This is a genomic window from Streptomyces flavofungini (assembly GCF_041028215.1).
Classification (GTDB): Bacteria; Actinomycetota; Actinomycetes; order Streptomycetales; family Streptomycetaceae; genus Streptomyces; species Streptomyces flavofungini_B.
Map to the genome: position 1 here is coordinate 1 of NZ_JASKYR010000212.1, position 12258 is coordinate 12258.

14 protein-coding genes are annotated in these 12258 nt (G+C 71.5%); 5 read left to right on the plus strand and 9 right to left on the minus strand.

Annotated elements, in window-relative coordinates; all coding sequences use genetic code 11:
• The 3 genes from AB8Z36_RS16785 to AB8Z36_RS16795 form a co-directional block, all read right to left on the minus strand.
• Positions 1–822: histidine kinase dimerization/phosphoacceptor domain-containing protein (locus tag AB8Z36_RS16785; protein WP_369214116.1), on the minus strand; the 822-nt coding region annotated here is incomplete at its 3' end.
• Positions 823–847: 25 nt separating this feature from the next.
• The gene (locus tag AB8Z36_RS16790; protein WP_369214117.1) at positions 848–1324 is read right to left on the minus strand and encodes a GNAT family N-acetyltransferase; all 477 of its coding nucleotides are present in this window, start codon (positions 1322–1324) and stop codon (positions 848–850) included.
• Positions 1325–1327: 3 nt separating this feature from the next.
• Positions 1328–2101, minus strand: a complete 774-nt coding sequence (locus AB8Z36_RS16795; RefSeq protein ID WP_369214118.1) for an IclR family transcriptional regulator — start codon at positions 2099–2101, stop codon at positions 1328–1330.
• A 149-nt stretch (positions 2102–2250) separates the two neighbouring features.
• On the opposite strand from AB8Z36_RS16795, the gene AB8Z36_RS16800 reads away from it, so the two are divergent.
• The 4 genes from AB8Z36_RS16800 to AB8Z36_RS16815 all read left to right on the plus strand — a co-directional run bounded on the left by AB8Z36_RS16800 (position 2251) and on the right by AB8Z36_RS16815 (position 6147).
• On the plus strand, positions 2251–3597 hold the full coding sequence (locus AB8Z36_RS16800) for an aldehyde dehydrogenase family protein (protein WP_369214119.1): 1347 nt from the start codon (positions 2251–2253) through the stop codon (positions 3595–3597).
• A 4-nt stretch (positions 3598–3601) separates the two neighbouring features.
• Complete coding sequence (locus AB8Z36_RS16805; protein WP_369214120.1) at positions 3602–4210, plus strand: DUF1349 domain-containing protein; 609 nt, start codon at positions 3602–3604, stop codon at positions 4208–4210.
• 130 nt (positions 4211–4340) lie between these two features.
• Complete coding sequence (locus AB8Z36_RS16810; RefSeq protein ID WP_369214121.1) at positions 4341–5057, plus strand: DsbA family oxidoreductase; 717 nt, start codon at positions 4341–4343, stop codon at positions 5055–5057.
• A 22-nt stretch (positions 5058–5079) separates the two neighbouring features.
• Entirely contained in the window at positions 5080–6147 is a 1068-nt protein-coding gene (locus AB8Z36_RS16815; protein WP_369214122.1) for an aminotransferase class V-fold PLP-dependent enzyme, read from the plus strand.
• A gap of 15 nt (positions 6148–6162) precedes the next feature.
• Here the strand turns inward: AB8Z36_RS16815 and AB8Z36_RS16820 are convergent, their stop codons facing one another.
• Complete coding sequence (locus AB8Z36_RS16820) at positions 6163–6678, minus strand: MarR family winged helix-turn-helix transcriptional regulator (RefSeq protein WP_369214123.1); 516 nt, start codon at positions 6676–6678, stop codon at positions 6163–6165.
• Positions 6679–6802: 124 nt separating this feature from the next.
• Here AB8Z36_RS16820 and AB8Z36_RS16825 point away from each other — a divergent pair, with 124 nt between their 5' ends.
• Positions 6803–7864 (plus strand): alkene reductase, encoded by a 1062-nt coding sequence (locus AB8Z36_RS16825; protein WP_369214124.1) that lies wholly within the window; start codon positions 6803–6805, stop codon positions 7862–7864.
• Positions 7865–7965: 101 nt separating this feature from the next.
• On the opposite strand, the gene thpD is transcribed toward AB8Z36_RS16825, so the two are convergent.
• From thpD to AB8Z36_RS16850, 5 genes are all read right to left on the minus strand, one after another.
• Entirely contained in the window at positions 7966–8865 is a 900-nt protein-coding gene (thpD, locus tag AB8Z36_RS16830; RefSeq protein ID WP_369214125.1) for an ectoine hydroxylase, read from the minus strand.
• A gap of 76 nt (positions 8866–8941) precedes the next feature.
• The gene (locus tag AB8Z36_RS16835; RefSeq protein WP_369214126.1) at positions 8942–9346 is read right to left on the minus strand and encodes an ectoine synthase; all 405 of its coding nucleotides are present in this window, start codon (positions 9344–9346) and stop codon (positions 8942–8944) included.
• A 56-nt stretch (positions 9347–9402) separates the two neighbouring features.
• Positions 9403–10674, minus strand: coding sequence for a diaminobutyrate--2-oxoglutarate transaminase (gene ectB / locus AB8Z36_RS16840; protein ID WP_369214127.1), 1272 nt, complete (start codon positions 10672–10674; stop codon positions 9403–9405).
• Between the two features lie 72 nt (positions 10675–10746).
• Positions 10747–11298, minus strand: coding sequence for a diaminobutyrate acetyltransferase (gene ectA, locus AB8Z36_RS16845; protein ID WP_369214128.1), 552 nt, complete (start codon positions 11296–11298; stop codon positions 10747–10749).
• A 394-nt stretch (positions 11299–11692) separates the two neighbouring features.
• Positions 11693–12258 (minus strand): DinB family protein (locus tag AB8Z36_RS16850; protein ID WP_440581932.1); only part of this gene is annotated, 566 nt, incomplete at its 5' end.

A 12258-nucleotide genomic window follows, 5' to 3' on the forward strand; every position in this document is an offset into this window, starting at 1 on the left:
GCCGAGGACCGCGTCGAGCTCGCCGACCGTGCGCCGCGTGGTGTCCTCGATGGCGGCGAGCGCCTCCCGTACGAACTCCGGGTCGTGGTCGAGGACGCGGCGGGCCGCGGACGCCTGGAGCGTGACGGCGCTCAGGGCGTGACCCACCGAGTCGTGCAGCTCGCGGGCCAGCCGGTTGCGCACGGCCAGGTCGGCGGCGCGGCGCTCGGCCGCCGCGACGCGGTCGGCGGGCGTGGGGCCGAGCAACTCGGGCGCCCAGCGCGCGAGCAGGCCGCCGGCCGCCGCGGCGCACCCCGCGAGCGCCACGAGCGCGGCGGCCCCGGCGGCCGGGCAGAGCGCGAGCAGCCAGGGCTCATCGAGGGCCGCGGGCAGACCGGCGCCGGTGTCGCGCAGCGCGGGGACGAACGGCAGTGCGATCAGCATCGCCGCGAACGGCGGCAGCGCGAGCGACATGCCGCTGATCACGCCCCCCAGGCCGAGGTGCAGCGTGAACCAGGCGACGGTGCGCCCCCGCGCCGCGCGCGAGCGGGCGGGCCCGTCGGCGAGGGAGTCGTCCGGCACCCCGCACAGCGCCCGCGCGGCGGCCACGGACATCGGCCGGGTCAGCGGGAACAGCGCGGTGACGGCGGCGAGCGGCAGCCCCGCCGCGAACGAGATGAGCTGGGCGGCGAGCGAGCCGAAGACCTGCTCGTCGCCGAGGAGCGGTCCGACGGCCACGGAGCCGACGAAGACGTACGGCATGGCGAGCGCGCCACCCAGGATCAGATGGATCCACCGGCGGCGTGCACGGCGCCCGAAGAGGGCGGTGCCGGTGACTCTCACGCCCCGCCTCCGCGCGGCCGGGCCGTCAACCGGCGTCCAGGACCAGGACCACCTCGTCGATCTCCGCCCCGCGTGCCGCCGCGAAGCCCCTCTCGCGGGCCGTCTCGCGGAAGCCGCACTTCGCGAGGACGCGTCGCGAGGCCGCGTTGTCCGCCGCCGCGCGGGCGTAGAGCGGGCGCTCGGGGACCAGGGCGAGCAGTTCACGCAGGGCGGCCGTGGCCAGACCGCGGCCCCAGTAGGCGCGGTCGATCCAGTACGTGACCTCGCGCTCGCCCGGCTCGCCGTACACCGCCGCGTTGCCCACCACGTCGCCGTCCGCGAGGACCGTGCGCACGTCCACCGCGGCCGAGCCCCGCATCTTGGTCCAGTGGGCGTCGAAGCGGTCCTTGTCCAGGGGGTCCTCGGGTGTGAACGCCGCCATGTGGCTGGACTCGGGATCGCTCATCTGCCGGAAGAAGACGGGCAGATCACTGTCGTGGACTTCGCGCAGACACACATCCATGCGTCAGAGCCTACGAGTCGCCAGTGTCAGCCGGTCGCGCGCGTCGAACAGGGCGTCCTTGACCATCTGTTCATGGGCCGGGGTCAGCCGCGCCACCGGCACCGAGCAGCTGATGGCGTCCCGCGCCGGGGTGCGGTACGGGATCGCGACGCCGAAGCAGCGCAGCCCCAGCGTGTTCTCCTCGCGGTCCACCGCGAAGCCCTGCTCGCGCACCGCGCGCAGCTCCTCGATGAGCTTCTCGCGGTCGGTGATGGTGTGCTCGGTGAGCGCGGGCAGCGTCTCCGGGAGCATCTTGCGGACCTGCTCGTCGGTGTGGGTGGCGAGCAGCGCCTTGCCGAGCGAGGTGGAGTGCGCGGGCAGCCTGCGGCCCACCCGCGTGAAGGGCCGCAGATAGTGCTGGGACTGACGGGTGGCGAGATAGACGACGTTCGTGCCGTCGAGCCGCGCGAGGTGAATGGTCTCCGTGGTGTCGTCGGAGAGCCGGTCCAGGGTCGGCCTGGCCGCGGCCACCACCTCGTCACCGTCGATGTACGACGTGCCGACCAGCAGGGCGCGCACCCCGATGCCGTACCGCGTGCCGGTGGCGTCGGTCTCCACCCAGCCCAGCTCGACCAGGGTGCGCAGCAGCATGTAGAGGCTCGACTTGGGATAGCCCACGGCCTCCTGGACGGCCGCCAGGGAGTGCATTCCGGGGCTGCCCGCGAAGTATTCGAGCAATTCCACCGTCCGCACGGCGGACTTGACCTGCGCGCCGCCTCCGGTCTCGCCAGCCGACATCGCCCTTGACCCCTCAGTTCGCCGAGAAATAGTCTCCGAAGTCCCCGCTCATTCATCGACAGAGACAGTGTTCAGCATATCGAACAGCCCGGGTGAGCGGCATACCTACGGCAGCACGTCCGGCCGTACCTCTGGAAAGGGATTCCGCGGTGGCAGCAGCACCAGTCTGGAGTGTCGACCCCCGAACCGGGAAGCAGCGCGAGCAGGTTGCGGTGGAGGCCACAGCCGAGGAGGTCGACCAGGCGGTCCAGGCCGCCCGTGCCGCGGCCCCCGCACTGGCCGACCGCGCGGTGCGCGCCGCCTTCCTGCGCGGCGCGGCCGGACTCCTCGACGAGGCGAAGGACCACCTCGTCGAGGCCGCGGACGCGGAGACCGCGCTCGGCCCGGTCCGGCTCACCGGCGAACTGGCCCGCACGTGCTTCCAGTTGCGCGCCTTCGCGGACATCGTCGACGAGGGCGCCTTCCTCGGCGTCGTCATCGACCACCCCGACGCCTCCGCCTCCGTGCTGCGCAGGGCCGCGGCGCGGCACGGCATCCCCGAGGGCGTCGTCGGCCTGGTGCACGGCTTCGACGCGGGCGTCGAACTGGTCGGCCACCCGCTGGTCGCGGGCGCCGGGTTCACCGGCTCCATCCGCGGCGGCCGTGCCCTCTTCGACGCGGCGGCGGCCCGGCCCGTGCCGATCCCCTTCCACGGCGAGCTCGGCTCCCTCAACCCCGTCGTCGTCACCGAGGCCGCGGCCACCGAGCGCGGCGAGGAGATCGGCGGCGGCCTCGCGGGCTCGATGACGCTCGGCGTCGGCCAGTTCTGCGTCAAGCCCGGCCTGGTCCTCGCCCCCGAGGGCGCGGGCGGCGACCGGCTCGTGAAGTCCCTGACCGAGGCGGTCAGCGACACCGAGGCCGGCGTCCTCCTCGACCACCGGATGCGGGACGACTTCGTCGCCGGGGTGCGTGCGCGCGCGGGCCTGCGGGACGTCAGCGCGCCCGTCACCCCCGGCGCGGGCGGCGAGCACACCGTGAGCGCGGGCTTCTTCACCGTCCCCGCCGCGCGCCTCGCGGGCGGGGGCGAGCACGATCTGCTCCTGGAGGAGTGCTTCGGCCCGGTCACCGTCGTCGCCCGCTACCGGGACGACGCGGAGATCACCGCCGTCCTCTCCCGGCTGCCCGGCAACCTCACGGCCACCGTGCAGCTCTCCTCCGACGAGGCGGCGGGCGTGAGCCCGCGCGGCGCCGCACTCATCGCCGAGGTGACACCGCTCGCGGGACGCGTCCTCGTGGACGGCTGGCCGACGGGCGTCGCCGTCGCGCCCGCCCAGCACCACGGCGGCCCCTACCCGGCCACCACCTCCACCTCGACCTCGGTCGGCGGCACCGCCATCGAGCGCTGGCTGCGCCCGGTCGCCTACCAGAGCACCCCCGAGCCCCTGCTCCCGCCCGAGCTGCGCGACGCCAATCCGCTGGGCCTGCCGAGGCGGGTGGACGGGCGCCTGGAACACTGACCCCATGGACATCGACCTCCCCCAGCTCCCGTTCGCCCTGCGCGGCTACGGCCCCGACGGGCACTGGTCGTACGGGGACGGGGTGCTCACCGGCCGGGCGGGCGCACGGCAGGACCGGTTCGTGCCGCCGGCCGGCGAGGCGCTCGACCCCGCCGCCGACGCGCCCCGCCTGCTGGGCGCCCCGGAGGGCGACTTCCAGCTCATCGCCCGCGTCACGGTCGGCTTCGCGGCGCCCTTCGACGCGGGCGTGCTCTATCTGCACGTGGGGGAGCGGGAGTGGGCCAAGCTCTGCCTGGAGCGCTCCCCGGACGAACCGACGATCTGCACGGTCGTGACGCGCGGCCGTTCCGACGACGCCAACGCCTTCGTGGTGGACGGCACGAGCGCCTGGCTGCGCGTCAGCCGTACGGGCTCGGCGTTCGCCTTCCACGCCTCCACGGACGGCGAGCGGTGGACGTTCGTGCGGATCTTCTCGCTGGGCGACGAGGAGTCGGCGGGCGCGGCCCTGGTCGGCTTCATGGCGCAGTCGCCGGTGGGGGAGGGCTGCCTGGTCACCTACGACCACATCGAGTTCCGCCCCGAGGGGCCGAAGGGCCTGCGCGACGGCTCCTGAGGGGGCGCGGGGCACCGGGTGGCCCGCAGGGGAATGAGCCGCTTCGGCCATGCGTTGAAGCGGTCGGCGGAGGCACCCTCCGCCTGACCGCCACGCACCCGCGTACCGCACGACCCGGAGAGAGCCACACATGCGCGTCGAGATCTGGAGCGACATCGCCTGCCCCTGGTGCTACGTGGGCAAGGCCCGCTTCGAGAAGGCGCTCGCCGCCTTCCCGCACCGCGACGGCGTCGAGGTCGTGCACCGCTCCTTCGAGCTGGACCCCGGCCGCGCCAAGGGCGACACCGGGCAGGTCCTTCCAATGCTCATGAACAAGTACGGCATGAGCGAGCAGCAGGCCCGCGAGGGCGAGCGCCGGCTCGGCGAGAACGCCGCGGCCGAGGGGCTCGACTACCGCACCGAGGGCCGCGACCACGGCAGCACCTTCGACATGCACCGGGTGCTGCACCTCGCCAGGGAGCGGGGCGCGCAGGACGAGCTGATCGGGCTGCTCTACCGCGCCAACTTCGCCGAGGAGCGCTCCGTCTTCGAGGACGACGAACGCCTCGTGGAGCTCGCCGTCGAGGCCGGGCTCGACGCGGACGAGGTGCGCGCCGTCCTCGCCGATCCCGCCAGGTACGCCGACGACGTCCGCGCCGATGAGCGCGAGGCCGCCGAGCTGGGGGCGAACGGCGTCCCGTTCTTCGTGCTCGACCGCACGTACGGCATCTCCGGCGCCCAGCCCGCCGAGGTGTTCACCCAGGCCCTCGAACAGGCCTGGGGCAGCCGCTCACCGCTGACCACCCTCGCGGACGGCGGGGACAAAGAGGCGTGCGGTCCCGACGGATGCGCTGTTCCGCAGGCGTGATCCGGCCCTTAGGTTGATCCCCATGACGACGTCCACGGGGATCAGTGACCGCTCCGTCCTCGGCGCCGAGTTCGCGCCGAGGACGACCTATCTCAACACCGCGAGCTACGGACTGCTGCCGCGCCGTGCCGTCGAGGCGGTGCGGGCCCTCGCGGCGGAGCTGGCCTCGGGCGAGCGCGGCGCCTCGGGGGACTTCTCCAAGGTCGACGAGGCCCGCGCGTCCTTCGCGCGGCTCGCCGGTGTAGCCCCGTCCCGCGTAGCGTCGGGCGGCTCGGTCGCCGTGCACGTCGGCCTCATAGCCGCCTCGCTCCCCGCGGGCGCCGAGGTGCTCCTCCCCGAGGGGGACTTCTCCTCGCTGATCAACCCCTTCGTGCTGCGCGGCGACCTGAAGCCGCGGTTCGCCCCGCTCGAAGAGCTCGCCGACGCGGTGCGTCCGGAGACGGCGCTCGTGGCGTTCTCCACCGTGCAGTCCGCGGACGGGCGTACGGCGGACGGCGCGGCGATCCGCGCCGCCGCCACCGCCCAGGGCGCGCGCACCCTCGCCGACGCCACGCAGTCGGTGGGCTGGCTGCCGTTCGACGCGGGCGCGTACGACTACACCGTGACCGGCGCCTTCAAGTGGCTGCTCTGCCCGCGCGGCACGTCCTTCCTCACCGTCACCGAGGCGGCACAGGAGTCCCTGACGCCGCTGCACGGGGGCTGGCTCGCCTCGGCCGACCTGTGGCGCTCGACGTACGGCCCGCTCGCCGAAGTCGCCCCGGACGCCCGCAGGTTCGACGAGCCGCCCGCCTTCCTCGCCCACCACGGGGCCGCGGCGGCGCTCTCCCTGGTCGAGGAGATCGGCGTGGCCGCGATCCACCGCCACGACCTGGCCCTGGCCGCGCGCTACCGCGCGGGCCTCGCCGCACTCGGGCACACTCCGGTCCCCGGCGCCTCGCCCATCGTCTCGGTCCCCGGGCTCGCCGACCGCGAGCCCTCGCTGAACCGCGCGGGCGTCGTCACCTCGGCGCGGGCCGGGCATCTGCGGGCCACGTTCCACCTCTACAACACGGAGTCCGACGTGGACCGGCTCCTCGACGTGCTGGCCTGACCGGAAGGGAAGGCCTCAGCCCCGGCGCTCCGGGCAGTCCGCCGTCTCCGCGCAGAGGTTCGCCTCCACCTTGGCGAGCAGCCGGGCCAGCTCGGCGCGCTCGGCCTCGTCCAGGCCGCCCAGGGTGTGGTCCTCCAGCTGCTTCCAGGCGCCCTCCACCTGGGTGAGCAGACCGCAGCTCGCGTCGGTCGCCTCGACGAGCACCGCCCTGCGGTCGCCGGGGTCGGGGCGGCGGCGCACATGTCCCGCCTGTTCGAGGCGCTGGAGCATCTTGGTGACCGTGGAGGGGTCGAGGTCGACGGCCTTGATCAGCTCGGACTGCCGCACCGGGCCCGCGTCCCACAGGTGCATCATCACGAACTCCTGGCCGGGATAGAGGCCGAGGCCCTTGAGGACCTTGCCCGCGGCGGTGCGGTGCAGGCGCGCGACCCGGCTGACGGCGTGACTGACGGGACCGGCCTTCGCGACCCCGGGCAGCCTGGACGGACAGGCGGGGGAGTCGGCCGGGGCTGCTGCGGGGTCGGCCTTCATGACGGGCTCCTGCTGGGTTCGGGACGTCTTGGCCAGAGATTACCTTGGTCGGCCAAGGAATAGGTTACAGTGACGTCCGGTTCAATTAGTTGGCCGACCACACAAATGCTGCCCGGGAGTCCCCATGACCACCGCGTTCGACCCCATCGACCTGTCCGGCACGCTCCTCGCCAACCGCATAGCCATGGCCCCCATGACCCGTAGCCGCGCAGGCCAGGGCGGTGTCCCGACGGATCTGACCGTGACGTACTACGCCCAGCGGGCCTCCGCCGGGCTGATCGTCACCGAGGGCATCCAGCCTTCCGTGGTCGGCCAGGGATACCCGGACACTCCGGGACTGCACAGCCCGGAGCAGATCGCGGGCTGGCGCAAGGTCACCGACGCCGTGCACGCCGCGGGCGGCCGGATCTACGCCCAGCTCATGCACGTCGGCCGCATCGGCCACCCGGTGCTGCTCCCCGAGGGCGTGGTCAATGTCGCCCCCTCGGCTATCACGCCCAAGGGCCAGGTGTTCACCGCCGAGGGCCCCAAGGAGTTCCTCACCCCGCGTGAGCTGACCGGGGCCGAGGTCCGCGCCACCATCAACGACTTCGCGACCGCCGCGCGCAACGCCGTGGACGCGGGCTTCGACGGCGTCGAGCTGCACGGCGCCAACGGCTATCTGATCCACCAGTTCCTCGCGCCGTCCTCCAACGAGCGCACCGACGAGTGGGGCGGCACGGTCGAGAACCGCATCCGCTTCGCCGTGGAGGTCGCGAGGGCCGTCTCCGCCGAGATCGGCGCCGACCGCACGGGCATCCGCCTCTCGCCCGGCAACCCCTTCAACGACATCTCCGAGCCCGACCCGGAGCCGACGTACACCGCCCTGGTCAAGGAGCTGGCCGCGCTCGACCTCGCGTATCTGCACGTCCTTGAGGCGGGCGACATCCGTGAGCTGACCACGAAGCTGCGCGGGGAGTTCGGCGGCGCGTTCGTGCTCAACCCGGCGACCGAGGGCCCCACCGGCGCCGACGCGCTCACCCTCATCGAGGACGGCACCGCCGACCTCATCGCGTTCGGCGCGCTGTTCCTCGCCAACCCCGACCTCCCGGCCCGCCTCCGGGCCGGAGGCCCGTACAACACCCCTGACCAGGCCACCTTCTACGGCGGCACGGAGCAGGGATACACGGACTACCCCGCGCTGTAGCGGACGCGCGCGAGGGGACCACGACGAGAAACGGCCCGGCACCCGCGAGGGGTGCCGGGCCGAATCCCGTGCGCGTCAGTCCACCGAAGCCGTGCGCCCGGTCACCGCACCGGGGTGAAGTCGCGGGCCCCGATGAACTCGGGCCTGCGCACCGGCGCCGCGAACGGCTCCACCGCGGTGTTCTCCACGCTGTTGAAGACGATGAAGACGTTGGACCGCGGGTAGGGGGTGATGTTGTCCCCGGAGCCGTGCATGGCGTTGCAGTCGAACCACGTGGCCGAACCGGCCTCGCCCGTGAAGAGGCGGATGCCGTGGTCGGACGCAAGGTGGGTCAGCGTCTCGTCCGACGGGATGCCCGCGTCCTGCATCTGGAGCGACCGCTTGTAGTTGTCCTTCGGCGTGGCGCCCGCACAGCCGAGGAACGTCTTGTGCGACCCCGGCATGATCATGAGGCCGCCGTTGGTGTCGTGGTTCTTCGTCAGCGCGATCGACACCGAGACGGTCCGCATGTTCGGCAGGCCGTCCTCCGCGTGCCAGGTCTCGAAGTCGGAGTGCCAGTAGAACCCCGAGGCCCCGAAGCCCGGCTTGACGTTGATCCGGGACTGGTGCACGTACACGTCGGACCCGAGGATCTGCCGGGCCCGGCCCACCACGCGCGGGTCGGCGGCCAGCCTGCCGAAGAGCTCGCTGATCTTGTGCACCTCGAAGAGGGAGCGGATCTCCTGCGAGCGCGGCTCGACGATGGAACGCTCGTCCGCGCGCATCGCCGGATCGTTCACCAGCCGCTCCAGCTCGGCGTGGTAGACGCTTACTTCGTCCGGGGTGATCAGCTGGTCGATGGCCAGGAAACCGTCCCGCTCGAACCCCGCCAGATCCCCGGCCGAGATCGGCCCTTCGGTACCCGGCTCGGACCACACGACGGGGTCCTTGCGTTCGATGAGCACCTCTTCGGCGCCTCGGGTCGGGTACAGGTCTGTGGTGCGTTCGGGTGCGGTGGTCATGGTGTTGCCTGCCTCTCCTCTCGTACGGCCCTGTGCGGGATGTCAGCCGGCCTCGGCCGACCGGTGCGCGCGGCTCTCAGGCCTCGTCCGGCTCCGTGAGCAGCGGGTACACGCCGTTCTCGTCGTGGTCCTCACGACCCGTGACGGGCGGGTTGAAGACACAGATGCAGTGGAAGTCCTCCTTGATCCGCATCGTGTGCTTCTCGTGCCCGTCGAGCAGGTACATGGTGCCCGGCGTGATCGTGTACTTCTTGCCGGTCGTGTCGTCGGTCAGCTCGGCCTCGCCCTTGGTGCAGACGACGGCCTCGATGTGGTTGGCGTACCACATCGACGTCTCGGTGCCCGCGTACAGGATGGTCTCGTGCACCGAGAAGCCCACGCGCTCCTTGGCCAGGACGATGCGCTTGCTCTCCCAGGTGCCCGACGCGGACTTCACGTGGCGGTCGGTGCCTTCAATGTCCTTGAACGAACGGACGATCACGGTGTGTTGTTTCCTTTTCTGGTGCGGTGTGAGGGACTCGGTGAGGAGGCGCCCGCTCAGGCCGTCTCGCGTACCGCGCGGGCCAGCGTGCGCAGCCCCTCGTCCAGCTCGTCGGGGGTGATCGTCAGCGCCGGAAGCAGCTTGACGACCTCGCCCTCGGGGCCGGAGGTCTCGATGAGCAGGCCGAGCTCGAAGGCCCGCTTCGCCACGGCGCTCGCCCGGTCCTTGTCCAGGAACTCGATGCCCCAGACCAGACCGCGGCCGCGGAACTCCTTGATCTCCGTACGGTTCTCGTCGGCGATCGCGGCCAGCGCCTGCTCGACCTGCTCGCCGCGGGCGCGGGTCTGCTTCTCCATCGCCGGGCCGTCGGTCCAGTACGCCTCAAGGGCGGCGGCGGCCGTCACGAACGCGGGGTTGTTGCCGCGGAAGGTGCCGTTGTGCTCGCCCGGCTCCCACACGTCGAGCTCCGGCTTGAACAGGCAGAGCGACATGGGCAGGCCGTAGCCGCTGATGGACTTGGAGACCGTCACGATGTCCGGCGTGATGCCCGCCTCCTCGAAGGAGAAGAACGCGCCGGTACGGCCGCAGCCCATCTGGATGTCGTCGACGATCAGGAGCATGTCCCAGCGCTCGCAGACGTCGGCGAGCTTGCGCAGCCACTCGGCACGGGCGACGTTGATGCCGCCCTCGCCCTGCACGGTCTCCACGATCACTGCCGCGGGCTGGTTGAGGCCGGAACCCTGGTCCTGGAGGAGCCGCTCGAACCAGATGAAGTCCGGGGTCTGTCCGTCGAGGTAGTTGTCGAACGGCATCGGCGTGCCGTGCACCAGCGGGATACCGGCGCCCGCCCGCTTGAAGGCGTTGCCGGTCACCGCGAGCGAACCGAGCGACATGCCGTGGAAGGCGTTCGTGAACGACACGATCGACTCGCGGCCCTTGACCTTGCGGGCCAGCTTCAGCGCCGACTCCACGGCGTTGGTGCCCGTCGGGCCCGGGAACATGACCTTGTACGGCAGGTCACGGGGGCGCAGGATGATGTTCTGGAACGACTCCAGGAACGCGCGCTTGGCGGTCGTCGACATGTCGAGCCCGTGCGCGATGCCGTCGCGCTCCAGGTAGTCGATGAGGGCGCGTTTCAGGACCGGGTTGTTGTGGCCGTAGTTGAGTGAACCGGCTCCGGCGAAGAAGTCGAGGTACTCGTGGCCGTCCTCGTCGAACATGCGGCTGCCCTGCGCGCGGTCGAAGACCGTAGGCCAACCGCGGCAGTAGCTGCGCACCTCCGACTCCAGGGTCTCGAAGACGCTCAGGTCGGGCTGGGTGATGGTCACAGCAGATCTCCTGGGAGATGAAAAGGCGTGGGAGTGGGGGGTTGCGGACGTGGGGGGGGCGTGCGAAACCGGTCAGCGGCCGATCGGCCCGATGCGGTAGAGCACTTCTGGCTCATGCCCGTCATCAGGGAAAAGACCCGCGTCGAACAGGATCTTTCGCTCGACCTCCGCGCCGTGGCGCCGCGCGTAGGAGAGGAACAGCCGCTCGGAAGCCGTGTTCCCGGGCGTGATCGTGGTCTCGATCGTGGTCAGCGCGTGCCCGGCGGAGACCTTCGCGGTCAGCCCGTCGAGCAGGGCGCCGGCCAGACCGCGGCCGCGCTGGGCGTGGTCGACGGCCACCTGCCAGACCAGCAGGGTGTCCGGACGCTCGGGCCGGAAGTAGCCGGTGATGAATCCGACCGGCTCGCCGTCGGCGTCCCGGGCCACCACGGAGGTCGCCGCGAAGTCGCGGCACCACAGCAGGTAGCTGTACGACGAGTTGAGGTCGAGCACCTTGGAGTCACGGGCGATCCGCCAGATGGCGGCGCCGTCGGCGACGGCGGGGCCATCGAGGCGCAGCCCCTCGGGCATTTCCAAGAATTTCGCGTGCAGGTCGGTCGGTAGATCGGCTTGTGCAGCGGTCATGCGAATTGAATTTACCGAGCAATTTCTCGGATTGCATCGGGGAAAGGGGTTACACAAGCGGGCCTCGTATGTTATCACGCGGGGGTGCGCGCCCGCATGAGAACCTGGGCTTTTGTCTTGTTTTGACCGGGTCATACCGGACAAAAAGACTGAGGTGTGGAGTACGTCACAGAGGTGCAACCACTGCGGAAGGTGTCCGGATTGCGGTGGTTGATCCTGTCGGAATCTTAGTGTTTAGGCCTTCGGAAAGCGGGCAGAAGAATACGGGAAGCTGTGCTGATAAAGAATTCATGAAAATGCGCCGTCGAATTGGCGGAGGGGGTGCGGAGAGCGCTGTAATAGTGCGCTGGATTCCGTTTCCGCTTCGTGGCGGCCGCTGCCGCCTCTGGCGTGTTCATGTCCCCGTCACGCCGTCGAGGCGCTCTCTGAGCAGATCCGCGTGGCCGTTGTGGCGCGCGTACTCCTCGATGAGGTGGACCACGATCCAGCGCAGGCTGACCACCGCGTCGCCGCCGGTCAGGGCCGTGTCCTCGGCGTCGAGCCGTCCCGTGTCGTCGAGGGAGCGCCCCGCGCAGATCTCCCGGCTCACGGCCACCTCGCGCTCCCACACCTCCCGTACCTCGCTGAACGTCCGTGACGCGTCCACGGTGAAGCCACCGGGGGGATTTCCGTACAGGAGCGGTACGTCGCGGCCGGCGAACACCCGCTGGAACCACTTCCGTTCCACCTCGGCGAGGTGCTGGACCAGGCCGAAGAGCGAGAGCGTGGACGGCTCCACCGGGGTGCGCAGCGTCTGCGCGTCATCGAGCCCCGCGCACTTCAGGGCCAGCGTGGCGCGGTGCAGATCGAGCCAGGCGGCCAGCATGGCGGGCTCATCGGCGGTCAACGGCGGAACGCGCCGTCCGTCCGGCAACGTGGTCATGCCGGGCACGCTGCCATGCGGGGGCGGTGTGGGGGAAG